The organism is Shimia sp. R9_3 (assembly GCF_017743755.1).
In the GTDB taxonomy this organism is placed as follows: Bacteria; Pseudomonadota; Alphaproteobacteria; order Rhodobacterales; family Rhodobacteraceae; genus Shimia.
In genome coordinates, this window is record NZ_JAGHRP010000001.1 from 659,665 (window position 1) to 684,989 (window position 25,325).

At 59.2% G+C, this 25,325-nt stretch carries 26 protein-coding genes; 8 read left to right on the top strand and 18 right to left on the bottom strand.

Translation table 11 applies throughout. The annotated features are described in order from the left end of the window. Positions 1 to 28 precede the first annotated feature (28 nt). A complete protein-coding gene (locus tag J7412_RS02990) occupies positions 29 to 487 on the bottom strand; it encodes an Lrp/AsnC family transcriptional regulator (protein WP_209059062.1) in 459 nt (152 codons plus the stop codon). Positions 488 to 624: 137 nt separating this feature from the next. On the opposite strand from J7412_RS02990, the gene ald reads away from it, so the two are divergent. Continuing rightward, the gene (gene ald, locus J7412_RS02995) at positions 625 to 1,743 is read left to right on the top strand and encodes an alanine dehydrogenase (RefSeq protein ID WP_209076943.1); all 1,119 of its coding nucleotides are present in this window, start codon (positions 625 to 627) and stop codon (positions 1,741 to 1,743) included. Here ald and J7412_RS03000 read toward each other — a convergent pair. Then, complete coding sequence (locus tag J7412_RS03000; RefSeq protein ID WP_209076945.1) at positions 1,680 to 2,615, bottom strand: LysR family transcriptional regulator; 936 nt, start codon at positions 2,613 to 2,615, stop codon at positions 1,680 to 1,682. The genes ald and J7412_RS03000 overlap by 64 nt on opposite strands. Positions 2,616 to 2,716: 101 nt before the next feature. Between J7412_RS03000 and J7412_RS03005 the strand changes: the two genes are divergently transcribed. Beyond that, positions 2,717 to 2,998, top strand: coding sequence for a DUF1330 domain-containing protein (locus J7412_RS03005; protein ID WP_209076948.1), 282 nt, complete (start codon positions 2,717 to 2,719; stop codon positions 2,996 to 2,998). 103 nt (positions 2,999 to 3,101) lie between these two features. On the opposite strand, the gene J7412_RS03010 is transcribed toward J7412_RS03005, so the two are convergent. Beyond that, positions 3,102 to 3,908 carry a mechanosensitive ion channel domain-containing protein gene (locus J7412_RS03010; protein ID WP_209076951.1) on the bottom strand — a complete coding sequence of 269 codons (807 nt, stop codon included), beginning with the start codon at positions 3,906 to 3,908 and terminating at the stop codon, positions 3,102 to 3,104. A gap of 174 nt (positions 3,909 to 4,082) precedes the next feature. Here J7412_RS03010 and J7412_RS03015 point away from each other — a divergent pair, with 174 nt between their 5' ends. Further along, entirely contained in the window at positions 4,083 to 4,787 is a 705-nt protein-coding gene (locus J7412_RS03015; RefSeq protein WP_209076955.1) for a glutathione S-transferase N-terminal domain-containing protein, read from the top strand. A gap of 34 nt (positions 4,788 to 4,821) precedes the next feature. Here the strand turns inward: J7412_RS03015 and J7412_RS03020 are convergent, their stop codons facing one another. After that, positions 4,822 to 5,268, bottom strand: a complete 447-nt coding sequence (locus J7412_RS03020; protein ID WP_209059091.1) for a YtoQ family protein — start codon at positions 5,266 to 5,268, stop codon at positions 4,822 to 4,824. Between the two features lie 92 nt (positions 5,269 to 5,360). Next, positions 5,361 to 5,993 (bottom strand): class I SAM-dependent methyltransferase, encoded by a 633-nt coding sequence (locus tag J7412_RS03025; RefSeq protein WP_209076958.1) that lies wholly within the window; start codon positions 5,991 to 5,993, stop codon positions 5,361 to 5,363. A gap of 85 nt (positions 5,994 to 6,078) precedes the next feature. Between J7412_RS03025 and J7412_RS03030 the strand changes: the two genes are divergently transcribed. Continuing rightward, positions 6,079 to 6,969, top strand: coding sequence for a LysR family transcriptional regulator (locus tag J7412_RS03030; protein ID WP_209076961.1), 891 nt, complete (start codon positions 6,079 to 6,081; stop codon positions 6,967 to 6,969). Here J7412_RS03030 and J7412_RS03035 read toward each other — a convergent pair. From J7412_RS03035 to pyk, 11 genes are all read right to left on the bottom strand, one after another. Continuing rightward, entirely contained in the window at positions 6,966 to 7,406 is a 441-nt protein-coding gene (locus J7412_RS03035) for a GNAT family N-acetyltransferase (RefSeq protein ID WP_209076964.1), read from the bottom strand. The genes J7412_RS03030 and J7412_RS03035 overlap by 4 nt on opposite strands. Beyond that, positions 7,399 to 9,798 carry a phenylalanine--tRNA ligase subunit beta gene (pheT, locus tag J7412_RS03040; protein ID WP_209076967.1) on the bottom strand — a complete coding sequence of 800 codons (2,400 nt, stop codon included), beginning with the start codon at positions 9,796 to 9,798 and terminating at the stop codon, positions 7,399 to 7,401. Before pheT ends, J7412_RS03035 begins: the two co-directional genes overlap by 8 nt. Before the next feature lie 89 nt (positions 9,799 to 9,887). Further along, on the bottom strand, positions 9,888 to 10,706 hold the full coding sequence (locus tag J7412_RS03045; RefSeq protein ID WP_209076970.1) for a polyhydroxybutyrate depolymerase: 819 nt from the start codon (positions 10,704 to 10,706) through the stop codon (positions 9,888 to 9,890). Positions 10,707 to 10,790: 84 nt separating this feature from the next. Then, positions 10,791 to 11,567 (bottom strand): type 1 glutamine amidotransferase, encoded by a 777-nt coding sequence (locus J7412_RS03050; RefSeq protein ID WP_209076974.1) that lies wholly within the window; start codon positions 11,565 to 11,567, stop codon positions 10,791 to 10,793. An 85-nt stretch (positions 11,568 to 11,652) separates the two neighbouring features. Then, positions 11,653 to 12,723: a phenylalanine--tRNA ligase subunit alpha gene (gene pheS / locus J7412_RS03055; RefSeq protein WP_209059112.1), complete on the bottom strand. Its 1,071-nt coding sequence runs from the start codon at positions 12,721 to 12,723 to the stop codon at positions 11,653 to 11,655. 107 nt (positions 12,724 to 12,830) lie between these two features. Next, positions 12,831 to 14,327 carry an alanine/glycine:cation symporter family protein gene (locus J7412_RS03060; protein WP_209076978.1) on the bottom strand — a complete coding sequence of 499 codons (1,497 nt, stop codon included), beginning with the start codon at positions 14,325 to 14,327 and terminating at the stop codon, positions 12,831 to 12,833. A 165-nt stretch (positions 14,328 to 14,492) separates the two neighbouring features. Further along, positions 14,493 to 15,569, bottom strand: coding sequence for a Hint domain-containing protein (locus tag J7412_RS03065; protein ID WP_209076980.1), 1,077 nt, complete (start codon positions 15,567 to 15,569; stop codon positions 14,493 to 14,495). A 234-nt stretch (positions 15,570 to 15,803) separates the two neighbouring features. Beyond that, positions 15,804 to 16,169, bottom strand: coding sequence for a 50S ribosomal protein L20 (rplT, locus tag J7412_RS03070; protein ID WP_132861339.1), 366 nt, complete (start codon positions 16,167 to 16,169; stop codon positions 15,804 to 15,806). Between the two features lie 14 nt (positions 16,170 to 16,183). Continuing rightward, complete coding sequence (gene rpmI / locus J7412_RS03075; RefSeq protein WP_058241085.1) at positions 16,184 to 16,384, bottom strand: 50S ribosomal protein L35; 201 nt, start codon at positions 16,382 to 16,384, stop codon at positions 16,184 to 16,186. 160 nt (positions 16,385 to 16,544) lie between these two features. Next, positions 16,545 to 16,769 carry a hypothetical protein gene (locus J7412_RS03080; protein ID WP_209059119.1) on the bottom strand — a complete coding sequence of 75 codons (225 nt, stop codon included), beginning with the start codon at positions 16,767 to 16,769 and terminating at the stop codon, positions 16,545 to 16,547. Between the two features lie 28 nt (positions 16,770 to 16,797). Further along, positions 16,798 to 18,243 (bottom strand): pyruvate kinase, encoded by a 1,446-nt coding sequence (gene pyk / locus J7412_RS03085; protein WP_209076982.1) that lies wholly within the window; start codon positions 18,241 to 18,243, stop codon positions 16,798 to 16,800. 166 nt (positions 18,244 to 18,409) lie between these two features. On the opposite strand from pyk, the gene J7412_RS03090 reads away from it, so the two are divergent. The 3 genes from J7412_RS03090 to J7412_RS03100 all read left to right on the top strand — a co-directional run bounded on the left by J7412_RS03090 (position 18,410) and on the right by J7412_RS03100 (position 19,869). Then, positions 18,410 to 19,153, top strand: coding sequence for an N-formylglutamate amidohydrolase (locus J7412_RS03090; RefSeq protein ID WP_209076985.1), 744 nt, complete (start codon positions 18,410 to 18,412; stop codon positions 19,151 to 19,153). Positions 19,154 to 19,246: 93 nt separating this feature from the next. After that, positions 19,247 to 19,486 (top strand): DUF6868 family protein, encoded by a 240-nt coding sequence (locus J7412_RS03095; RefSeq protein WP_209076988.1) that lies wholly within the window; start codon positions 19,247 to 19,249, stop codon positions 19,484 to 19,486. A gap of 65 nt (positions 19,487 to 19,551) precedes the next feature. Next, positions 19,552 to 19,869 carry a DUF1244 domain-containing protein gene (locus tag J7412_RS03100; protein WP_209076991.1) on the top strand — a complete coding sequence of 106 codons (318 nt, stop codon included), beginning with the start codon at positions 19,552 to 19,554 and terminating at the stop codon, positions 19,867 to 19,869. A gap of 291 nt (positions 19,870 to 20,160) precedes the next feature. Here J7412_RS03100 and J7412_RS03105 read toward each other — a convergent pair whose 3' ends face one another. Beyond that, the gene (locus J7412_RS03105; protein WP_209059142.1) at positions 20,161 to 20,928 is read right to left on the bottom strand and encodes an FCD domain-containing protein; all 768 of its coding nucleotides are present in this window, start codon (positions 20,926 to 20,928) and stop codon (positions 20,161 to 20,163) included. 92 nt (positions 20,929 to 21,020) lie between these two features. Further along, complete coding sequence (locus J7412_RS03110) at positions 21,021 to 21,491, bottom strand: GNAT family N-acetyltransferase (RefSeq protein WP_209076994.1); 471 nt, start codon at positions 21,489 to 21,491, stop codon at positions 21,021 to 21,023. 328 nt (positions 21,492 to 21,819) lie between these two features. Here J7412_RS03110 and smc point away from each other — a divergent pair, with 328 nt between their 5' ends. Beyond that, a complete protein-coding gene (gene smc / locus J7412_RS03115) occupies positions 21,820 to 25,275 on the top strand; it encodes a chromosome segregation protein SMC (protein ID WP_209076997.1) in 3,456 nt (1,151 codons plus the stop codon). Positions 25,276 to 25,325 lie beyond the last annotated feature (50 nt).

Here is a 25,325-nt window from a genome sequence, read left to right on the forward strand (position 1 = left end):
TTGGTGCCGCCCGTTTTGATTCAAAAAGCTACACCGGCAACGCCGTTGTCTTGAAAACCGTCCGTAGTGCAAAAGAGCTCTGCATCTGAGCCACCCCCGGCAGGCGTGCGAGGTGTTGACGGTGGATGCGTGCAAAATCCTCGGTGTTTTCCGCGACGACCTTCAGAATGTAATCCGCCGTTCCCGCCATCAGGTGGCACTCCAGCACATCAGGAATGCGCGCCACTGCCTTCTCAAAGGCATCGAGAACCTCATCTGCTTGACCTGACAGCGTGATTTCCACAAAAACAGTTGTCGGCACATCCAGTTTACGCGGGTCGAGCAGGGCCACGTAGTCCTTGATGTATCCCTCGCTTTCGAGCCGGTGTACCCGGCGGTGACAGGCGGAGGCAGAGAGGTTCACGCGCTCTGAGAGCTCGGCATTGGAAATCCGGCCTTGCTTTTGAAGGACGGTCAGTATGCGACGATCTGTCGGATCAAGAGACATATTGCGAAAGCTCCTTGCGTGTTTCTTCTCTCTATTAGAAGTATCTTGCAAAGGCGAGTTTTCATTCTGCCTAAAAATGAAGCATATTCTTGCGGCCTCACTCTAACCTTCCTTTAGGTAAAGTCAGGAGTGAGACCATGAAAATCGGATGCCCCACCGAAATCAAACCTCAGGAGTTTCGTGTCGGTATGACGCCGGACGCCGCGCGAGAGGCGGTGGCCCACGGCCATGAGGTGATCATTCAGGTGGGTGCCGGGATCGGCGCAGGGTTCACCGATGACGACTATCGCGCTGCCGGCGCGACGATGATCGAGACGGCAGAAGACATTTTTGCCGCCGCCGACATGATCGTGAAAGTCAAAGAGCCCCAAGCCGTTGAACGCAAAATGCTGCGTGAGGGCCAATTGCTGTTCACCTATTTGCACCTCGCGCCGGATCCAGAGCAAACCAAAGATCTCTTGGAGAGCGGCTGCACGGCCATTGCCTATGAAACGGTGACCGATGATCGTGGAGGCCTGCCGCTCCTGGCGCCTATGTCTGAGGTGGCTGGCCGCCTTGCTCCTCAGGTTGGTGCATGGACCTTGCAGAAGGCAAACGGCGGCCGTGGCGTGTTGATGGGCGGTGTCCCGGGCGTGGCCCCTGCCAAGGTTGTTGTGATCGGCGGCGGGGTCGTGGGCACCCATGCCGCCAAGATCGCAGCGGGCATGGGCGCAGATGTCACCGTGCTGGACCGCTCTCTGCCCCGGTTGAAGTATCTGGATGATGTCTTCGGCGGCACGTTCAAAAACCAATATTCTACGGCGGGTGCCACGGCCGAGTTGGTCCGTGAGGCCGACATGGTGATTGGTGCGGTGCTGATCCCCGGCGCAGAGGCGCCCAAACTTGTGTCGCGTGCCCTGCTCTCAGAGATGAAACCGGGCGCGGCGCTGGTGGATGTGGCGATTGATCAAGGTGGTTGTTTTGAAACCTCCCGCGCCACGACCCATGCCGATCCGATCTATGAGGTGGATGGCATCATGCACTATTGTGTGGCCAATATGCCGGGGGCTGTGGCGCGCACCTCGACGCAGGCGCTGGGTAATGCCACGCTGCCGTTCCTGCTGAATTTGGCGGACAAAGGCTGGAAACAGGCCTGCGAGGATGATCCACATCTGCTCAACGGTCTCAATGTGCACGCTGGCCAGCTGACCTATTACGCGGTGGGCAAAGCGCTTGGCATTGATGTGATTTCGCCCTCTCTTGCGCTCAAATCCTGAGGGCAGGCCCCTTCAAACAACGGGCGCAGCGCCTTCAGGCGCTGCGTGACAAAACCGGTGAAAGCGCGCACTCGCGGCACCTGTCTGAGATCGGCATGGGTGAGCACCCAGAGCGGGATTTGCGGAAACAGCGGCAGGCCCGGCACACGCGCAAGTGTAGGATCGCTGTCTCCCAGAAAGCAGGCCATGCGCGTTGCACCGATCCCAGCACGGACAGCCCCCACAGCAGCAGCCATATCGTCCACGGTCAGCCGCGTGCGCAGATTTGGCCGGGCGGCTTTGATCGCTTCGGGTGGCCCGGGCCAATGGGCAAAACGGATCCAATCCAATGGCGCCTCACCGCCTTCGTCCCGCGCCAAAAGCGCGTGGCTCGCATAGACCGCGCCTTTCTGTTCAAATAGCTGAGTGCCAACCAGAGTGTCAGGCGGTGATTTGGCGAACCGTATGGCCACATCCGCATCCCGCTGCGCAAGATTGACGGTCTCATTGGTGGCCACCAGAGACAGCGCGATCTCCGGATGCGTGCCTATGAAATCCGCGAAAATGGGCGACAGGATGCGCTCGATCAGCAGTTCAGGAGCTGTCACCTTGAGCGGCCCTCGAATGGCTGTGTCCCGCGCTGCGATTGTCCGATCCAGCCCTCGCTCCAGATCAGACATGGCTTCGGCTGCGCGGACCGCCTCCCAACCTGCCCCCGTAGGGACATAGCCGCTTGGCAGGCGCTCAAACAGGCGCGTGCCCAGAGAGGCCTCTGCCGCCGCGATCCGTCGCGCCACCGTGGCGTGGTTGACGCCAAGCGCGCGCGCCGCACCGCTTGTGCCGCCATGACGGGCGGTTTCCATAACAAATTTCAGATCATCCCAGTTGTGCATAGGGGTGATCATATTTGCACAGAGTGGTTGCATCAATGATCGTTTTTTCACATCGGACCGGCACCTAAGTATGCGGTAAGACATTAGCATCGGAGATCAAAATGACCGCTTACGCCTTTGTAAATCTGACCATCACCAACCCAGAGAGCTTTGAGGCCTACCGCGAGAAAGCGGGCATGGCGCTGAAAAAGCACGGCGCTGCGCCGCTGCACGTCTCCAAAGAAGCCGAGTTGATCGAAGGGGAGGGCGCTGCACCAACCGTGACGGTCATCCTCACCTTCCCGGATCGGGACGCCGCCAAGGCCTGGATCGAGGATCCCGAATTTGCCGAGGTGCACGCGCTGCGTCGGGTGGCAGGCGTGTCCAACATCATCCTGATGTAAGGCTATGCATTGGCAGTGGCTGCTTAGCCAACTTGCTCAGCAGTCGCAAAAAAGGCGCCCTTTGGGGCGCCTCCTGCAAACACATGGTGAACTGGCGCCGCCCTTAGGCCTCGCGCTTAATCTCCACCGTGTGTGGGTAAGGGATCGAGATGCCACCTTTGTCGAAGGCTTCCTTCACCGCCTGCGTGAGTGCGAACTTCAGCTCCCAATAGTCTTCTGCCTTGCACCAGACACGCATGGTGATGTCGACAGAGCTGTCCCCCAGATTGGTGACACGCACCCAGCCCTCAGGGTCTTTCAAGACACGCGCGTCGGCGTTTGCGGTGTCCAGGATGATCTGCTTGGCTTTCTCTGCATCATCGCCGTAGTCGATGCCAAAGACCACATCCACGCGGCGCGTGTCATGAGCGGAAAAGTTGGTGATGATCGAGCCCCAGGCCTGACCGTTGGGGATGATGATCTGTACATTGTCCGGTGTGACCATCTCGGTCACAAACAGGTTCAGATCCACGACCGTACCCGCCGTGCCGCCAACATCCACATATTGCCCAATTTTGTAAGGGCGGAAGAGGATCAGCATGAAGCCCGCAGCAAGATCACTCAGCGTGCCCTGCAGTGCGAGGCCAATCGCCAAAGTCGCGGCGCCCAACATCGCGACCAGAGAGGTCGCCTCAATGCCAAAGATGCCAAGGATGGCAACCAGCACCATAAGAAGGATCACCCAGCGCACGATGCTGGCGGCAAAATTGCCCAGTGTCTGGTCAATTTCCGGTGTTTTGTTCACGCGATTGCGCACCATACGGCTCACTGCGCCAGCAACCATCCATCCAATGACCAGAACCACCAGTGCTTTCACAGCTGACACAACCAGCGGTGCGTAGCCCTGTGCACTCTCAACAAGCGTTTCCATTTGATGTCTCCCTGTTCGACAACATTTAAGAGGACTTTAACTGCAGTGGCTGCGTCAGGCGCAAGCCATTCCCCCTTAAATTCTCAGATTTCGCTCCTTTCGCATGCCGCGCGCGCTGGTTTCATGGGAAAATCAGCCTATGTATCCCCTCAAAGCCTTATCAGGAGATCTCCAATGACAACTGTCACCGACCATCCAATCAACAGCCGTTGGGCCGCTGACGACGCCACCGTTCTTCAGCTCTATTCCTTCCCAACGCCCAATGGGGTGAAAGTGTCGATCATGCTGGAAGAGACTGGCCTGCCTTATGAGGCGCATTTGGTCACCCTGAGCGACGCGGATGTGAAAAGCCCGGAGTTTCTGGCGCTGAATCCCAACAACAAGATCCCTGCGATCATTGACCCAAACGGACCGGATGGGTCGGCCGTCACCCTGTTTGAGAGCGGCGCCATCCTGATCTATCTGGCGGAGAAAACCGGCAAACTCATCGGCACCACACCTGCCGAGAAATATCAGGCGATCCAGTGGGTGATGTTCCAGATGGGCGGTGTTGGCCCGATGTTTGGCCAGCTGGGCTATTTCACCAAATTTGCCGGGGCAGAGATCGAAGACCCGCGCCCACGTGAGCGCTTCCGCGTAGAGGCAAAACGCCTTTTGTCCGTGCTGGAAAAGCAGCTTGAAGGGCGCGAGTGGATCACGGGAAGCTATTCCATTGCCGATATCGCCATCGCGCCATGGCTCAACGCGCTGGAATATTACCAGACCAAAGAGCTTGTCGGTTTGGCAGAGTACCCGAATGTGAACGCCTATCTGGAGCGGTTCTTAGCCCGACCAGCGGTGCAGGCAGGCATGAATATTCCGCCACGCCCGGAAGCATAAGAAAAAAGGGGGCGCTTGGCCCCCTTTGTTTTGCTTAGGGCAGGGTGCTCGTCAGCACATAGCGCAGGATCTCAACCACCTGCTTTGGCTCCTCAGCCACCGCGAGAGCGGCTGCGTGAACCTCTTTAAGTGCGTGCTGCTGATCCGGCATCGAGAGAACAATGATGGATTTGCCCAATGCGGCTGCATAGCCCGCATCAAAGGCCGCATTCCACTGGCGGTATTTCTCACCAAAGCGCACCACCACCACATCGGCGTCTTCGATGCCTTTGCGGGTGCGGATGGCGTTCACCATCGCGCCCTTGTGGTCGTGCCAGTATTTGTTCTCTTCCGCGCCCAGAATGGCCACGCCGCAATCATCGCTTGCCGCGTGATCCGTCACCGGGCTGTTGAACCGCACATCCAGATCTGCGGCCCCCTCGGTGATTTGTTCGCGCCAATCGGTGTGAATTTCGCCGGACAGATAGACGTTCAATGCCATTGGAAAGCTCCCTCAATGTTTGGCTGTTCTTAGCCTGAGAAACCCCTCTCTCCAATCCCGCATTCCGGCGAAGCAGTTTCAAATCAGTTTGATCAGAGTTTGCGCGCGACCAGATACCGGCTTGACGGGTCCACCGGAAAATTGCCGCTCTCTATGATGTCAAAGCCAGCGTTGGTGATCATGGTTTCCAACTCCGAGATGGAGAAAAACCGCACAAATGGGGCTTTGCCAAAGAACTGCAACAACGGAATGGCGCGTTTCAGGACACGAAACTTCAGTGATTTCATGTTCTCGTTGAGACACGGCGTTTTCGAAATGAACAACCCGCCGGGTTTGAGCCGTTTGGCGACGGCGGAGATCGACGTCTCGGTGTCATCCAAGAGATGCAGCAGGTTATGCGCCAGCACCACATCAAATGGTCCTTCAGGCGCGGTATCCGGAGTGGCCTGCACAAGTCTGATGTTGCGCGCACCTGCTTCTGCCACACGATCGCGTGCAACCTCCAGCATCCCGCCTGACACATCACTTGCCACCATCTCGGTAACGGCATCCGCCAGCTTGATTGCGGTGGAGCCGGTGCCGCAGCCCAACTCCAGCGCCACATCCGTGTCTTTCAGGTAAGAACGTGTGCGCCCCAGCGTGTACTCATAAGCCTCCATGTCCCCAATCGGTGACTTTGCATATTTCTGTGCGATTCCGTCCCAAAACTTTGCGGTTGCTTGCATGGTCATACTCCTTTCGAGCACAAGGTAGTCATGCGGATATGCGAGATAAATTGCCGAAAATCGCAGTTGTGATATACGAAAATGCATGAATGATCCGCTCGCCGCTTTTGATTGGAACCATATCCGCGCGTTTCTCAAGACCGCGGAGACAGGATCGTTGTCCGCAGCGGCGCGAGACTTGGGATTGACTCAGCCAACTTTGGGGCGGCAGGTGACCGCGCTTGAGACAGATCTCGGTGTGATGTTGTTTGAGCGCGTGGGGCGGGGGCTTTCGCTGACCGCAGCCGGGGCGGAACTGCTCGACCATGTGCGTGCAATGGGAGAGGCGGCAGAGCGTGTGGCGCTCGCGGCCTCTGGTCAAAGCCAAACGATTGAGGGGCGCGTGGCCATCACCGCGTCTGATGTCTATTCCGCACATCTTCTACCGCCGATCCTGAAAGAGCTGCAGGCCACGGCGCCCAAGCTGGTGATAGATGTCGTGGCTTCAGATGAGTTGCAGGATTTGATGCGGCGGGAAGCGGATATCGCCATTCGCCATGTACGTCCGGAACAGCCAGACCTGATCGCGCGTTTGGTGCGCGAGGCCGAAGGGTTTTTTTACGCCTCAACGGACTATCTGGACCGGCGCGGTCGTCCAGAAGCCTTGGAGGACCTCAAGGCGCATGACTTTATCGGTTCAGGCGATGTAGGCCGGATGCTGGAATATCTGCATCCTCTGGGATTTCCGATTGCTCACAGCAATTTCCGGATCGGGTCTGAGAGTGGGTTGGTGGCATGGGAGCTTTGCAAACAAGGATTTGGCATCGCCCCTATGGCCGCTGAGGTGGCTGAGGCCACTGAGGGGATCGAAAAGGTCTTGCCCAACATCGCACCCATTGTCTTTCCGATCTGGCTCACGACACATCGCGAATTACACACCAGTCGCCGGATAAGACTGGTGTTTGACACGCTGGCCGCGCATCTGGCGCGGAGTTAGGGCAACGCGCGCAGCATCCTGATACGGACGTCGTCACGCGCACTGATCTGCCAACCGTAGCGCTCATAGAGCGTGATGTTTTGAGGCATCTGCGCATGCGTGGCCAAGGCGATTTCTGCACAGCCTGCGGCTGTGGCTTGGGTGATGGCAAAGCGAATGAGCTGTCCACCGATGCCCTGCCCGCGTGCAGTGGGCGCGACGGCGACATTCATCAGATGGGCTTGCGGTGGAGTGAGCGTGAGCATCAAAACCCCAAGCAGATCTTCGTCTTCAAGAACCCACACTTGGTTTGCAGCGATCGCATTCGGCACGCCGCCGGACACATCCGGCAGCGCGATCCCTGTGTCGCGATAAGGTTGGTAAGCCGCATCAATCAGCCGCGCAATGGCAGGGGCCTCATCGGCCCGTGCCTGTCGCGGCTGAGGTGCATTAGCCACGCAGCGCGCCGCCGGTGGCTTTGCTGACTTTCTCGACGATCTTCGTGGCCACGGCCTCGATATCGGCTTCTTTCAGCGTCTTGTCGGTGGGCTGCAGGCGCACGGTGATCGCGAGGGATTTCTTGCCTTCTCCCAGCGCGCCGCCAATGAACTCGTCAAAGACACGCACGTTTTCAATCAGGGCTTTATCCGCGCCAGCCGCGGCATTCACAAGCGTCAGCGCTTCGACGTCCGCATCCACCACAAAGGCAAAGTCGCGTTCCACCGCCTGAAGATCAGACATGATCACCGCGCCTTTGGAGGCGGATTTCTTACGGGGCAGTGGGATTTCCGTGATGTGGATCGCAAAGGCCACAACCGGGCCTTTCACATTCAGCGCATCCAGCACCTTGGGGTGAATCTCACCAAAGGCCCCAAGGATCTTCTTCGGACCCAGACCAACCTTCGCGCTGCGACCCGGATGCCACCAGCCGTTTACGCCACGATTGTAGGTCAGCTTTGAAGGCGCGCCGAGCGCTTCCATCACCGCTTCCATATCCGCCTTGGCGTCATAGATATCCACGCCACGGCTTTCGCCATGAATGTCTTTGCCAACGGTGCGGCCCACCAGAATACCGGTCAGCAGGTTTTCCTGCTCACCCGGCTCACCACCGTGGAACACGGCACCACATTCAAACAGCGCCATATCCATGAATCCACGTGCCTGATTGCGGGCGGCCGCCTGTAGCAGACCCGGCAACAGGGATGGGCGCATATGGCTCATCTCGCTGGAGATCGGGTTTTCCAGCATGGTCGCATCAGAGCCACCGCCAAACAGCTCTGCCGCTGCTTTGTCGATGAAGCTGTAGGTCACACATTCGTTGTAGCCAAGGCTCGCGGTGGTGCGGCGTGCGATCTGCTCGCGCTTCTGCATCGGCGACAGAATCTGCTCTGGCAGACCAGCGGTGGCGCGCGGCATCGGCTTGCCTTCCAGCTTGGTCAGCGAGGCGATACGGGCAACCTCTTCCACCAAATCGGCAGAGCCACGCACATCCGGGCGCCAGCTTGGCACATGGGCCATGTCGCCCTCGATGGTGAAGCCAAGCGCTTCAAGCGTCGCGCGCTGGGTTTCCGCCGGGATTTCCATGCCAACAAGAGACTGCACACGATCTGTGTCGAGCTTATAGGCGCGGGACACATCCGGCACGGTGCCAGCGGTCACGATCTCTGATGGCTCGCCGCCGCACAGCTCGATGATCATCTGGGTCGCGTCATCCAGCGCCTGCATATTGTAAGCCGGATCAATGCCGCGCTCGTTGCGATAGCGCGCGTCAGTGTTGATCTTCAGACCACGGCCTGTGTAGGCGATCTGAACGTGATCCCAGACTGCGGCTTCGAGGAAGACATTGGTGGTTTCTTCGGTGCAGCCGGTTGCGAGACCACCCATGATGCCGCCGATGGATTCAACGGCGTTGTCATCAGAGATCACCACCATGCCGGGGCCGAAGGTGTATTCTTTTTCATCCAACCCCATCAGGGTCTCACCACCTTGGGTGCGGTGCACACGCAGGTCGCCTTTGACCTTATCGGCGTCAAACACATGCAGCGGGCGGTTGCGGTCGAAGGTGAAGAAATTGGTGATGTCCACCAGCGCGGAAATCGGGCGCAGGCCAATGGCCTTCAGACGGTCCTGCAACCACTGCGGGGAAGGGCCGTTTTTCACGCCTTTGATCAGACGGCCACTAAAGACTTCGCAGCCATCGGTGGCGGTGTCTTCATCGATGGTTACATTGATCGGGCTGGCGTAGGTGCCGGTGATCTCTGCGGTTTTGGCAGGCTTCATCTTGCCCAGCCCGCGCGCGGCGAGATCCAGCGCAATGCCGCGCACACCCAGCGCATCGGGGCGGTTTGGCGTGATCGCGATTTCAATCATCGTGTCGACCTTGGATGGATCATTTTCAGCCAGCCAGTCGATGAACTTGTCGCCCACCTCACCGGAAGGCAGCTCAATGATGCCATCATGCTCGTCAGACAGCTCCAGCTCCCGCTCAGAGGCCATCATGCCATAGCTTTCCACACCGCGGATCTTGCCCACGCTGATGGTGATGTCGAGACCCGGGATATACATACCCGGTTTGCAGACCACCACGGTGATGCCTTCGCGTGCGTTGGGCGCCCCACAGATGATCTGCAGCTCACCTTCATCGGTTTCCACCTTACAAACGCGCAGCTTGTCCGCATCGGGGTGCTTCTCTGCATGCACCACTTTGCCCAGCGTGAAATCCGCCAACCGCTCAGCAGGGTTGAACACATCTTCTACCTCAAGGCCAAGGTCGGTGAGCGCTTCAACAATCTCGTCGACGCTCGCGTCGGTCTCAAGGTGGTCTTTCAGCCAAGAAAGCGTGAATTTCATCTGTCCGGTGTCCTATGGCAAGCCATGTTTGTTGCAGCAGGCAATGACAAAGATTGCCCTCATGTGCAAGCCTTGCTGCAAATGCAGGTCTACGGATAGCTCGGAGCGAGGCCCAAAAGCTCGTCCAGCTGCCGCCCAATCCACCCATGGGGGATAAAATGTCCCCCCGGATGCAGATCCAACGTCACGGGCCCGTCGGCGCAGTCCCAGGCCGTACGCGAGAGTGTCAAAAAACTGCGTGCCTGCCAGTCGCCCTGATCCTCGCCGGGGGTGGTACACCCCAACTCGCGCCGCCAAAGCGCAACCGGATAAGTCACATCGCCACCTGGCCCCATCGGGAAATCCATCACCGTATCTGCCAACCCATGCACATGGCGCACCTCTGCAGGGGCCTCCGGGCAGGTCTCGTCTTGGTCTACGCTGCCCGCGATCGCCAAAAGCGCGGTGACATCATTGCCGCTCTGGCAGGCATAGCGCCACGCCATTGCGGAGCCGAATGAATAGCCCGACACATAGATTTTCTCGCGATCTATGGGATAGCGCTGCGCCACATCTTCCAGCACGGCATCGGCAAATGGTACGTCCTCTGTGCTCGCGCGCCAAAAGCTCCAGGTCTTGTTGCGCCCGTTGGGGGTGACCAACAAAACCCCACGCCGCTTGGCAGAGGCCCCTACCCGGTCCGAGCGTTGCGGGTGAACCCCGTTTCGGGACCAGCCATGAAAATGCAGCAGCACCGGCAGCGGGCTTGCTCCATCCCACCCCTCAGGTTCCATCACATGGTAGGACCGCTCCCCCAGCGGGCAGGCCACATCACCGCCACAGGGTTCCACCTCTCCTTTCCATGGCCCCATGGCAAAAACAGCAGGAGCAAGAAGTGTCGCGGCAAGGGTGAGGGCAAATCGTTTCATGCCGCTGACACTACCCAAGGGAGAGGCGCTGTCACGTCACATATTTGTGGGAGCAGGCTTTTGACCAAAGCCAATGGTCTCAGCCTAGGTGCGGGCACCTATATAGGTGAGCCAGTTGGACAGCTCACGCATCCGCATCTGCGGGGCAAGATCCTCGGGCCGCGCGCCTAGGCGCCGTGCTGCATCCGCATCGACATCGGCTGACAACAGATCCGGCACCATGGCGGCGTGATCTTCTTTCAGGCGCAGAGCATTGGCAATCCGGCCCACATCCAGCGCCGTCATTTCCGGGTGATATTGCACGCCCCAGAAATCCACACCGTTTTGCTGATAGGCCATGGCCTGCACTTCGGAATGCCCGTTTGAAGCCAGCACCAAAGCGCCCTCGGGCAAACGGATCACCTCATGGAAATGCACACAGGGGCTGGCAAGGCCACAGTTGCGACCGGCAAACATCGGGTGCGTTTTGCCCGCGTCGGTGAAGGTCACGCCGGAGGCGAGGCCAAATTCAAGCCCATTGGGGGAGTCATCCACATGCCCGCCCAGCACCGAAGCGGCCAGTTGCATCCCATTGCATGATCCCCAGACCGGCAGTCCGGTGGCAAAAGCCTGCTCCATTGCGGCCCGCAGAGGCGCGGCGCGCGTGTCGCTGGTGGTCCAGTCCACACCGGAGCCGGTGAAAACGATGCCGTCCATCCCGTCAAAGACATCCGCTGCCAAAGGCGCCGCATAGGGGCTCACCACGCGCAGATGCGCATGCGGTGCCAGCGCGAGGAAGGCTTTGAGGAAATACGCCGCCGCGGACCGGCTCTGCGCCAGCAGCTCAGGTGTGTTGCTTTCGACAATCAAAATCCGTGTCACGGCGCGTCTCGTTTCGTCAGTCTTGCATGGGGGCAGAAAGGAAAGAGCGCCCGCAGGCGCTCTGAAGTCGTAGCTGTGTCTGCGTTTAGCGGGTCAAGCCACCATGCAGCGTGGGCTGGTCGAGGCTGGCAAAGCCGTAGTGCCGCAGCCAGCGCAGGTCGCTGTCAAAGAAGGCGCGCAGATCAGGAATGCCGTATTTCAGCATCGCCAGACGGTCGATGCCGATGCCAAAGGCAAAGCCCTGATATTCGTTCGGGTCAATGCCGCCCGCTTCGAGCACTTTGGGGTGCACCATACCGGAACCCAGCACTTCGAGCCAGTCGTCGCCTTCGCCAACCTTCACAGTGCCGCCTTCCCAGCTGCACTGGATGTCCACCTCGGCGGAAGGTTCCGTGAACGGGAAGTGGGACGCGCGGAAACGGGTTTTCACCTCGGTGCCAAAGAAGGCAGAGAAGAATTCTTCCAGCACCCATTTCAGGTTCGCCATGGAGATGTCCTTGCCAATCGCAAGGCCTTCGACCTGGTGGAACATTGGTGTGTGGGTCTGGTCATAGTCCGCGCGGTACACACGACCGGGGCAGATGATGCGGATCGGCGCGCCGGTTTTCTCCATCGAGCGGATCTGCACCGGGCTGGTGTGGGTGCGCAGCACATGTGGCGGGCGCTCGTCCCCTTCGGCGCGATGCGTGTAGAACGTGTCCATCTCGGCGCGAGCAGGGTGGTGGCCGGGAATGTTCAACGCATCAAAGTTGTACCAATCGGTTTCGATCTGCGGGCCTTCAGCCACGGCAAACCCCATATCGGCGAAGATCGCGGTGACCTCTTCGGTCACTTGGCTGATCGGGTGGATGGTGCCCACACGGCGGTTGCGCGCAGGCAGGGTCACGTCCAGCCACTCAGTCGCCAGACGTGCATCCAGCGCCGCATCGGCAAGCGCAACCTTCTTGGCCGCGAGGGCAGAGTTGATCTCGTTCTTCAGCGCGTTCAGCGCGGGGCCAGCCACCTGACGCTCTTCCGGGGTCATCTTACCCAACTCGCGCATTTTCAGACTGACTTCGCCCTTTTTGCCCACGGCCTGCAGGCGCAGCTCTTCCAGCGCGGCTTCATCCGCAGCTGCGGCAATGGCGTCGATATATTTGATGCGCAGATCGTCCATGGCAGGGCCGTCCCAAGTGAAGAAAATACCGCAGACCTCCTACCACAAGGCCTGTTGATTGCAAGCACCGAGGCGCGGGTGCCTCTATAGGCACCCGCCAGAAGGTGTCACTTCCAGATGTCAGCGTCCACACCACGCGCGATTTTGGCGTGCTCAGAGATGCTGAAGTTTGGCGTTTTGCCGGCTTTGCGCTGGGCCTGATAGTCCCGGGCCACACGCACCACGATGGGAGACAGCAGCGCCAGAGCGAACAGGTTCAGCAAGGCCATGATGCCAATCGCCATGTCCGCTGCGTTGAACACCACGGCGACGGACTGGCCTGCGCCCCAGAACACCACAAGCATCACACCCAACCGCAGGAGGTTCAGGCGGGCTTTGCTTGTCTGCTTGAGAAACGCCATGCCGCTCTCCGCGTAGCCGTAGCAGGCGATGATGGTGGTGAAGGCGAAAAGCAGAACCGCAAAGGCGATGAAGTAGATGCCAAATGGCCCAAGGAAGGCGGCGGCGGCCTGCTGGGTCATGGCAATGCCTTCCAGCGCGTTGCCTTCGGCATCCACCATTTTGTGCGCGCCGGAGACGATGATCATCACTGCCGTCGCGGTGCAGACAAGAATGGTGTCGATGAACACGCCAAACGCCTGCACAAAGCCCTGGGAGGCTGGGTGATTTGGCACCGGGGTGGCCGCAGCCGCGATGTTGGGCGCAGAGCCCATGCCCGCTTCATTGGAGAATAGACCACGTTTCACACCGTTCAAAAGCGCTGCGGTCATACCGCCTGCTGCGCCGCCTGCAGCTTCTTCAAGACCAAAGGCGCCGCGCACAATCTGCAGCAATACGCCGGGGATCTCGGCAAAGTTGGTCGCCAGAATGTAAAGCGCTACAATGATATAGGCCCCGGCCATAAACGGCACCAAGACTTCCGCCACGCGGGTGATAGAGCGGATGCCGCCAAAGATGACCACACCTGTTGCGATCGCAAGCAGGATGCCGGTGGTGGTTTTGGGGAGATCGAAGGCTTCGTTCATCGCCTGCGCGATGGAGTTGGACTGCACGCCGTTGACCACAAGGCCAAAGGCAAAGACCAGAAAGATCGAGAAGATCAGACCAAGCCAGCGCATGTTGAGACCGCGCGCCATATAGAACGCTGGGCCGCCGCGATACTGGCCGTCCGGACCGCGGGTTTTGTAGAGCTGCGCGAGTGTTGCCTCAGAGAATGAGGTCGCCATGCCCACCAGCGCCACAACCCACATCCAAAAGATCGCACCGGGTCCACCAAGAGAGATCGCCACAGCCACACCGGCGAGGTTGCCGGTGCCGATGCGGGAGGCGAGGCTGACGGCGAGCGCCTGAAACGGTGAAATGCCCGCGCTGTCTTGGCCGCGGGAGGCCACGGTCAGGCGGAATTGTTCGCGAAAGTTGGTGAACTGGATAAACCCCAGGCGCAGGGTAAAAAATAGTCCGCAGCCGATGAGCAGATATATCAGCAGGTACCCCCACAAGATCCCGTTGGTGGTGTTCACAACGGTTTCAGTTGAGGCCACGAGAGTGTTGGCAAAAGAGGCGAAGGCGCCCCCGGCTTCGGCGGCGTTTGATGTCGGTTCCATAGGCTTCCTGTGTCGTTTTCGCAGCGGGGCTGCGGTGCCGGGCACAAGCGAAGGCGGCCCGACTCAAATTGCGGCGCCTCCTTACGCCTCACAGAAAGAGGGGGAAATGGCTTTTCCCCCATTTGGGCTGATTTTACCCCTAAAACGCTGCGTAAACTGTTTTGATCAACCTGAGCGCACCAAAAGCGGCCCTAAGCTCGCCTTTGAGGTGGGGTGACGGTTGCGCCCAAAGACATGCACCTTGGTCGCCAGCTCGGGAAAATGCGCAAACATTTCCGCGCGTCCTGCTTGCGCGCATAGCGCTTTGGCCTGCGCATCGGGGTGAAAACACTGGCTCAGCACCCCGTCTCCGCTGACGATCTGGGGCGTTTCAAAGGCGAGGTGATAGTAGGTGATCTTGTCTATCTCTGCTGCGCGCACATCGCAATTGTCGACCAGGGCCTTGGCGGGCACCAAGATCTCTTCCTCGCCATAAAGCAGCTCTGCGCGCCAGCCTGTGAGCAGGACCAGATGATCCGGCGCCACCAGATGCGGCCTAAAGGCGCCAAAGGTCTCATGGGCAATCTGAACCGGCGCATATTGTCCCCGCGCGGGCAAAAGGCGCTTTCCGATCCACAAGATCGGCTGAGGCCCGTTGTCTCTGGTCCAGATCAGATCCCCTTCTTTCAGGGTTTCAATCAGCTGATAGCCCACCTCGGTGCGAATGCGGGTGCCTTCCGTGAAACAGGCGAGCCCACCGGTGGTGCGTATTTTGGCGATTGGGGTTGTGGCCTGGGCTGTGGTGGCGTAGGCGGTTGATTGTTCCGACACCAAAGGGGCGGGGTTTGCCCAGGATGTGCTTGCAGAGGAGCCGCATGACATCGCGCCTGCGGCCGCGCCGTCCACGGCCACCACCGGAGCAGAGTTTGCGCGTGTGTCAAAGAAACAGAGCACGCGGCCGCTCGAAAGATCCGTCAGAGCCACCGCCGTGATGCGCGTTTCCCGCGTGCTTTGGGCAAACAGAACCGGAAAGCGGGACGCAGAAATCACAAAGGTCTGCGTGTTTTTCTCTGAATGAATGAACGTCAGAACGCCAGCTTCGGTGAGCGTGATCTCTGTGCTGATATGCCCGTCGATCTGATAACAGGAAACAATGAAACCTGTGGCGTCTTCGTTTGGGTCCAGCGTGACCTCAATAAAATCCTCACCCCCGGTCGGATGGGTAAAGTCATTGGAAAAATGCAGCTCGCTGATACGCGCCATTAAAACCTCCAGATACTAACACTCATGCGGCAACACACGCCGCTGGCGACATCTTAGGGCTGAAATGGTGAATAAATCGTAATTTGTTTTTCTTTTGTTCTCTTATGTTCTGCTTGCTGACCTGATCCGTTCCGGTTTTGGCCGTGTTTCCAATGTGTCAGCTGGGAGAGCGGCCACAATAAAAAAGGCCCGGAGCTTGCGCTCCGAGCCTCTTAATCTTGGTGTCGTCTCGGCTTACGCAGCCAGAGCAGCTTTCGCTTGATCCACGATCGCGGTGAACGCTTCGGGCTCATGCACGGCCAGGTCGGCCAGAACCTTACGGTCCACTTCGATGCCAGCTAGGTTCAGGCCGTTGATGAAGCGGGAGTAGGTCAGCGCTTCGTCGTGTGCGCGGACAGCAGCGTTGATACGCTGGATCCAGAGCGCACGGAAATTACGCTTCCGGTTCTTACGGTCACGAGTTGCGTACTGGTTCGCCTTGTCAACTGCCTGACGTGCCACCTTGAAGGTGTTCTTACGACGGCCGTAGTAGCCTTTTGCGGCCTTGACGACTTTCTTGTGACGGGCGTGGGTTACGGTACCACCTTTAACGCGGGACATATATCAATCTCCTCTTAGCGGTCGTAGGGCATGAAGCCCTTGACGATCTTCGCGTCCGGTGCGGACAGCGTTGTGGTGCCGCGTGCATCACGCAGGAATTTGTTGGTGCGTTTGATCATGCCGTGGCGCTTACCGGCTTGGCCGGCTTTCACTTTGCCAGAGGCAGTGACCTTAAAGCGCTTTTTGGCGCTCGACTTGGTCTTCATCTTAGGCATTTCCGTCTCCTTTGTATTCGGTCGGTGACAAACGCGACTCGGCATGCCATCCAGCCGGTCGCGCGAATAGAGGCGCCGTATAGAGCGCTCATTGCTGTGGCGCAAGGGGTAATTCGCCGATTTCCTGCCGTTTGTCGCTATGACAGCGGCCTGTGGTGTCTCAGTGCAGGATGTCGGCAATCACGCGCACCACAACATTGGGCAACTCCCCAAAGCTGTAGCGCGCCGGATTGAGCAGCACGGCCAGCGTGATCACCGCCGCAGACAGCACAAACGCGGCCATCGGCGCGCGTGGAAAGCGGTCGTCCGCATAGGCGGAAATCATGGCTGGGATGGAAAACACCCCAACCAAAAGTCCGATGGTGATCAGATAGTCCGTGGTCATGCTGTGGTCCGGTTGTTACCGGCCGACGCTACTCCGACTCGACGTTGAAAATCAAACGCTCGTCACAGGGCGATACGCGCAGAATGTTCGTTGTGCCAGGCACATTGAACGGCAGACCTGCGGTCACAACGATCTGATCGCTCTCCTGCGCATAGCCAAGATCGCGCGCGGCGCGGGCCGAGGCCACAACCGCCATTTTAAAGCGGCTGACATTGGAAGTGATCACACAGTTGGTGCCCCAGCTCAGGGCCAGACGCCGCGCGGTGCCGCGCAGGCTGGTCATGGCGATGATCGGCACGCGCGGACGCTCCCGCGCAATCAACAGCGCCGTGGTGCCCGATTGACTGAAACAGCAGATCGCGGCGACCTGCGTTGTTTCCGCAATCTCGCGGGCCGCGGCCACGATCGCATCCGCCACGCCGGAACGCGGCTGCGTGCGGCTGGCTTCGATGATCTCGCGGTATGTCGGGTCGTTCTCCACTTCCACAGCCACGTTGTTCATCGTTGTAACCGCTTCAATCGGATAGCTGCCTGCCGCCGATTCGGCGGACAGCATGATCGCGTCAGAGCCTTCATAGATCGCAGTCGCCACATCCGAGATTTCCGCGCGGGTCGGCATCGGGCTGTCGATCATGCTTTCCAGCATCTGGGTTGCCACAATCACCGGCTTGGCTACATGGCGGCACTTCCGCACCAGTCGTTTCTGGATCGGAGGTACGGCGCTGACCGGCAGTTCCACACCCAGGTCGCCACGCGCCACCATGATCCCGTCAGAGACCGCAAGAATATCGTCAAAGGCTTCCACGGCGGCCGGCTTTTCAATCTTGGACAGGATCGCCGCGCGTCCCTGCGCCAGCTCGCGTGCCTCGGTCACATCTTCCGGGCGCTGCACAAAGGACAGCGCCAGCCAGTCCACGCCAAGACCGCAGACAAATTCCAGATCGTCCCGGTCCTTGTCTGACAGCGCGGCCAGCGGCAGCACCACGTCAGGCACGTTCACGCCCTTACGGTTGGAGATCGTGCCGCCCGTGGTCACGACACAATTGGCAAAATCATCGCCGCAGTCTTCGACCTTCAGGCGGATCTTACCGTCATTCACCAGAAGGTTCGCGCCGGGCTTGAGCGCGGCGAAAATTTCCGGGTGCGGCAGGCAGACGCGATGGATGTCGCCTTCTGCCGTGTCCAGATCGAGGCGGAACTTGGCACCTTCTACGAGGTCTTCAGCGCCATTGGCAAAAACGCCCACACGCAGCTTCGGACCCTGAAGGTCGGCCAGAATGGCAATCGGGCTTTGCAGGTCTTTTTCCACCTGACGGATGATGCGGTGCTTTTCGCGGATTTCTTCGTGACTGCCGTGGCTCATGTTGAGCCGGAAGACATCGGCACCCGCTTCGTGCAGGGCGCGGATCATGTCATAGGTTTCAGAGGATGGGCCCAGAGTGGCCACGATTTTCACGTTTCTCAGTCGTCGCATGATCGGTCTTTCTTTGGCTTTGCCTGTCGGGCGCGCGGTCATTCCGTTTCGGGATGTCTTGCGGTTTGCGCTACATGTTAACGCTAACAAATGCAAGTTTTACCTCTATGGAATTCCTTTTTAGGTCGAACTCTCTTAACTCAGTGCAAATAGCAATGACAGGCCCATGACATACACTCCTTTTTCTATCTATGGCGCGGATCGCCCCGCGCGTTGGCTCATCACCTGTGACCACGCCTCCAACCATGTGCCCAGCGACATCGCGGGCGGCGACCTTGGTTTGCCAGCCGAAGATATGGCGCGCCACATCGCCTATGATGTGGGAGCTCGCGGCACGTCTCTGCGATTGGGGGAGCTGCTTGATGCGCCGGTGATCTGTACCAATTTCTCGCGCCTCTGTATTGATCCCAACCGGGGCATGGATGATCCAACACTTGTGATGCGGCTGTGTGATGGCTCCGTCATTGAGGGCAACCGTCATGTGAATGACGCCGAGATCGCCCGCCGGGTTGAGGCGCACTACAAGCCCTACCACGAAGCGCTGGAGGGACTTGCCGCTGCACGGACGGCCCCTGTGATCATCGCCATGCACAGCTTTACGCCCCAATATAAAGGCCGCGCACCGCGCCCATGGGAAATCGCCGTGTTGCATGCCAAACCCGAAAACCGCTTTGGCCACGCCCTTCTGTCGCACCTTTCCAAAGAGCGCGATCTGACCGTTGGCGACAACGAGCCCTATGACGGCGATTTGCCCGGTGACAGCATCGACCAGCACGCGCTGCAATCTGGCCGCCTGAACGCGCTGATAGAGTTGCGCAACGATGAGATTGAAACAGCTGAGCAGCAAAACCAATGGGCGGAGCGGCTCGCTGTGATCCTGCAGGAAACCCTTGAGGAAAGCGGCCTTTAACCTCTTGCGCTAAGTATCGCCTCCCTTGTTCCAGACCGTTGCCATCCCCATATTTTGGGTAAGGAAACGCTGCTGCCACAAAGGAGGCTCACAATGTCCCATGCAATGCTCACAAGCTTCTTCGGCTGGATGACTGTGCTTCACGTCGCGCTCCTGTTGGTCGCATCCATTGGCATCTATGGGATGCGGGGGCGGGTGACGGCCATTCATGCGCGGCTCACCGGCGTGCCTCAAGACAGCCTGGCGCCGCTCTACTTCCAGTGGCTTGGCGCCTATAAGCTGCTGATTTTTGTCTTCGCATTGGTGCCGTGGATTGCCCTACGGCTCCTCTGACCGGCTTGCTGCGCGTCTCTGCGCTTGTTAGGCCTTGAAAAACACCCTGCTCTGAGGAGAGTGACATGGACGAGCAAACTCAAATCGAACTGGAAGCCGCAGCATTCCGCACGTTGCGCGCGCATCTGATGGAAAAGCGCACCGATGTGCAGAACATCGACATGATGAACCTTGCCGGATTCTGCCGCAACTGCCTGTCGCGCTGGTATCAGGAGGCCGCCAATGAGCGCGGCATCGAAATGGGTAAGGAAGAGGCGCGTGAGCTGTTCTACGGCATGACCATGGCAGAGTGGAAAGCCAACTACCAAACAGACGCCAGCCCGGAAAAGCAGAAGGACTTTGAAAAAGCCTTCGCAGAGAATGTCGGCAGCGAAGGTAAGTAAGCGCCTTTGAGCGGGCCGAGCGTGCGGTAAATCTACATCACGCTTGGCCAACTATCTGAGCACTAGGCGATTTTGCCTGCTTTGGCCACATTGTTGCCCTCTTCCATCCGCACCGTGCAGTGGGGCGTGGAGGAATGAAGCGATGATTACACTGCTGACACTAAGCGCATGTATGGGCCTTGGCCTAATGGCGCGGGGCTTTGACCCCAACGAAAACAGCGACACCCGCTAAAACAAATTCCCGCCAAAACGAGAGACCGTAACCTCAGCCAAACCTCGCCGCAATGAGGCCTATCGGCTGAGCTCATGCTCATAGCGTTGTTTGGCAATCTCTTCGTTTTGTGTGGATTTTTTGTGGTTGGACAAGGCGTTTTCCACGTAATCCAGATGCGCAATCACCGCGTTGCGTGCGCCTTTGGCATCACGCGCCTGCAGCGCTTTGTTGATGGCCCGGTGCTGCTCCAGCAACTCGCCCCGGGTTGTGCGCTGCTTGAACATGATCATGCGGTTATAAAACACACCTTCACGCAGCAACTGATACATCGAACGCATCATATGCAGCATGATCACATTGTGACTCGCCTCAATGATCGCCAGGTGAAAATCCGCATCCAGCTGCGCTTCATCCGTGGGATTGCGCTTGGGGTGGGCGGCTTCCATCTTGTCAAACACCGCCTGAATGACCTGCAGATCCGTATCAGATGCCAGCATCGCGGCGCGTTCTGCGGCCAACCCCTCCATGTCACGGCGGAAAGCGATGTAGTCAAACACCGCCTCATCATGGGCCGAAAACAATTGCACCAAAGCTTGCGAAAACGCGCTGCCCAGAACATCGGCGACAAAAATGCCCGCCCCGGCTTTGGACGTCAGCAGCCCTTTGTCCTGCAGCATCGCAATCGCTTCACGCAGGCTCGGGCGCGAAACACCCAGCCGATCGCTCAGTTCCCGTTCGGCCGGAAGCCGCTCTCCGGGGCGCAAAATCCCCCGCAGGATCAGCAACTCGATCTGTCGCACAACGGAGGTGGAGAGTTTTTCTGGCTGAACCTTTTGAAACGGCATGACTTTCCTTCTGGCCCAAAATGAGCACATCAAACTGGTCAGGTAATTTGACCACGCCATTCCACAGAGGGCAAGCCCCGTTGGATCACTGCTTAGGTGAGGGTCTTTGTCATAAAGATTGAAGAACTGTTGGCTTCATAGTCCCCAAATGGCCCGCAATCTTCAAATCCATGCGTATGATAGAGGCTGTGCGCCTCGCTCAGCTTGTCTCCGGTTTCAAGTTTCAGCTCTGCAAGGCCTTGATCCCGTGCGGCCGTATCAAGCTGCGCCATGAGCTTATGGGCAATGCCTTTGCCGCGGGCCTCTGGGTCAACAAACATGGATTTGATCTCGCCATAGGCGCCTTTGTTCGCAAGCGCGACGCAGCCCAATGTGGTGTCGCCTTCTTTGGCCACAAAGAAGCTGATTTCCGGAACACACAGCTCATCAATCGATAGAAAGTGATTGTCCTCAGCCGCAAACAGGCTCTGCATCAGCGCATGGCTGGCCTGCAGCAGCGCGGTCGCCTGCGGATCGCGTGGATCACCAGGCACGACTGCAATCTGCGATGTGTCTTGTGCCATGTTTGCCCCCTGTCATTGCAAGCTGTCATCTGACCTTGCGGTTGTCTGGCAGCAGTTCTCAGCCAAGTCCAGAAGAGACGTGCCCATAGGGAGGTTTTGTACCACCCTTTCGCTGTCCGGTCCTTGCGATTGCATAGAATCATGGCGCTTTGCGCGATCAGCTTTGTCGAGCTTTTTATGCGCCTGCGCAGGGCTATCTTCACCTAAGTAGCAATATCTCGTGGATAAATCCGCCGCCTTTGCCACATCATGTGGTTTGCCGTTGACTCCCCGCCACAAGCCTTTGCAGACTTCTCAAAATCACGGGAATCATAGGGCCGCAGATAATTTGCGCTTCTCCAAACTCAGACTAACAGGCTTCAAAAGCTTCGTGGATCCCACCGATCTGATCATCGCTGATGGTCTGACCGGCGTTGTGGGACCAAACGGCTGTGGCAAGTCCAATCTGCTGGAGGCCCTGCGCTGGGTCATGGGAGAAAACCGTCCAAAGGCCATGCGCGGTGGCGGCATGGAGGATGTGATTTTTGCCGGTGCGGCCACGCGCCCCGCTCGCAACTTTGCCGAAGTGTCGCTGCAGATCGACAACTCCGAACGGCTGGCTCCGGCAGGCTTTAACGATGATGACGCGCTCGACATTGTGCGCCGCATCACCCGTGACGTGGGCAGCGCCTATAAGGTGAACACCAAAGATGTGCGCGCCCGCGATGTGCAGATGCTTTTTGCCGATGCCTCAACCGGCGCGCATTCTCCGGCCTTGGTGCGGCAGGGGCAGATTGCCGAGCTGATCAACTCCAAGCCCAAGGCCCGCCGCCGCATTCTGGAAGAAGCGGCAGGCATTTCCGGCCTCTATCAGCGCCGCCATGAGGCCGAGTTGAAGCTCAAAGGGGCTGAAACCAATCTCGCGCGTGTCGATGACGTGATCGAGCAATTGGCCAACCAATTGAGCCAGCTGGCGCGTCAGGCCCGACAGGCGGCGCGTTACCGTGCGATCGGGGATGAGCTGCGTCAGGCCGAAGGGCTGTTGCTCTATCGCCGCTGGCGCGAAGCTGATGAGGCCCGTGCGAAGGCGGACGACGAACTGCGTGAACGCACCACCTTGGCCAGTCAGGCGGAAATCGCGGCCCGCGCTGCGGCCAAAGAACGGGTGGCACGCGATGATCTTGTGCCGGGCAAGCGCGAAGAAGAAGCCATCGCCTCTGCGATCCTGCAGCGCCTGCAGGTGCAGCGCGACAGCCTGAACGATCAGGAAGCCCACGCGCTTCAAATCATTGAAACGCTCAAGAATCGCATTCTGCAACTCAGCCGTGATATGGAGCGCGAGGCCGGTCTGAACCGCGATGCCGTTGACACCATTGAGCGGCTGGAATGGGAGCAGCGCGAGCTGGGTAAGGCCAGCGAAGGCCACGCGGAGAAGCTCGAAGCGGCCTCTGATGAATCCCGTGAAGCTGCCAGCGTGTTGCAAGACCGCGAAGCCGAGCTTTCCCAGCTGACCGAAGATGTGGCCCGTTTGGCCGCGCGCCACCAATCCGCGCAGCGTCTGCTGCACGACAGTCAGAAGACGCAGGAAAAAAGCGAAGCGGAAGCCGCCCGCGCCCGCGCTGCGGTTGCGGAGTCCAAAGACGCCCTCAGCCGTGCGGCTGAAGAGCTGGAGACCGCACGCGAGGCCGAAGAAGAGGCGATTGAGGCGGCGCAAGACGCCGAGGAACGGCTCGCAGCCGTCGAAGAAGAGCGCGCGGAAACCCAATCCCGTGAGGCCGAAGCCCGCGCCGAGCGCTCTGAGGCTGAAGGCGAACTCAACGCGCTCAGGGCGGAAACCACGGCTTTGGCCAAGCTCGTAGAGCGCGACACCGCTGAAGGTGGTCAGATTCTGGATCGGCTTCAGGTGCAGCAGGGCTTTGAGAAAGCGCTGGGCGCAGCCTTGGCGGATGACCTGCGCGCGCCGGAGGTGGAAGAAGAGGGGCCATCCGGGTGGTACGTGCTGCCGCAATACGGTGATGTGCAGCCGCTGCCCGATGGGGTCACCTCGCTGACCCAGCACGTTTCCGTGCCTGAGGTGCTTGAGCGCCGTATGAGCCAGATCGGTCTGGTCGCCACCGAAGATGCCTTGCAGCTGCAGCCGCTGTTGAAGCCGGGTCAACGCCTTGTCTCTATCGAAGGCGACCTGTGGCGGTGGGATGGGTACCGCGCCTGGGCCGAAGATGCGCCGAGCGCGGCCGCGCTTCGCCTGCAGCAACTCAACCGCCTTGAGGAACTCAAACAAGCCATGGCCAGCGCCACCGCGTGTACCGATGGGGCCGTGGATGCCCATGAAACGCTGCAAAACCGCTTGCGGGAATTGTCTGACATTGATCAGGCCGCCCGCGAAGCCCGCCGTGCTGCTGACCGGGCCGTGGCGGATGCCAACCGCGCCTTGAGCCGGGCGGAGGCGGATCGCAATCTGGCTGAAGGCAAGCTGGAAAGCCTTGGCCTTGCGGTGACGCGCCACGAAGAAGAGGCCATGGCCGCGCGTGCGCAACTAAATGAGGCGGAACGCGCCTTGGCGGATCTCGGCGATCTGGATGCCGCGCGTCAGGGCGTTGAAGACATCAAAATGACGGTCGAAGCCGCCCGCATCATGATGATGTCACGCCGCTCTGCCCATGATGAGCTGCGCCGTGAGGGCGAGGCGCGACTGAAGCGCTCTCAAGAGGTGATCAAAGAGATCAGCGGCTGGCGCCACCGCCTTGAGACCGCTGAAAAACGCATGAACGAACTCGGGGAGCGCAAAGACAGTTCCGAAGAGGAGTTGATTGATGCAGGTGCCGCTCCTGAAGAGATCGCAGCCAAGCGTGAAGAGCTGACCGATGCCATCGAGGCCGCCGAAGAGCGCCGCCGCACCGCCGCGGATGCCTTGGCAGAGGCGGAAGGTGCGCTGCGTGAGGCGGAGCATGCGGAGCGGGACGCGGAACGCGCGGCCAGTGAGGCCCGTGAGGCCCGCGCGCGATCTGAAGCGCGCGCAGATGCGGCGCGCGAGACCGTGGTCTACGCAGCGGAACGGATCATGGAAGAGCAGGAAGTCACACCTGCGGACCTTCTGGAACGCCTTGCAGTGGAGCCAGACAAAATGCCGGACGCAGGTGACATTGAAGCCGATGTGAACCGCCTCAAGCGACAGCGCGACAGCCTTGGCGCGGTCAACCTGCGCGCCGAAGAAGACGCCAAAGAGGTGCAGGAAGAATATGACGCGCTGACCAGCGAGAAATCCGATCTCGAAGCCGCGATCAGCACCCTGCGCAGCGGCATTGCCAGCCTTAACAAAGAGGGGCGCGAGCGTTTGCTTACAGCCTTTGAGCAGGTCAACAGCAACTTCTCTCTGCTGTTCCGCCATCTGTTTGGCGGGGGCGAGGCCAATCTGGTTCTGGTGGAAAGCGAGGATCCGCTGGAGGCAGGCCTTGAAATCATGTGCCAGCCGCCGGGTAAGAAGCTCTCCACCCTGTCCCTGCTGTCCGGCGGGGAACAGACCCTCACCGCCATGGCACTGATCTTTGCGGTGTTCCTGGCCAATCCGGCCCCGATCTGTGTGCTGGATGAGGTCGACGCACCGCTGGATGACGCCAATGTTACGCGGTTCTGCGACCTCTTGGACGAGATGTGCCGCCGCACCAACACGCGGTTTTTGATCATCACCCACCACGCTGTCACCATGGCGCGGATGGATCGCCTTTTTGGCGTGACCATGGTGGAGCAGGGCGTGAGCCAGCTTGTGTCGGTTGATCTTAAGGCGGCAGAGACGCTGGTGGCGTAACGCTCAGGGGCCAGTCCCCTCTTGGCCTGACGGCCAATTCACCCCGAAGT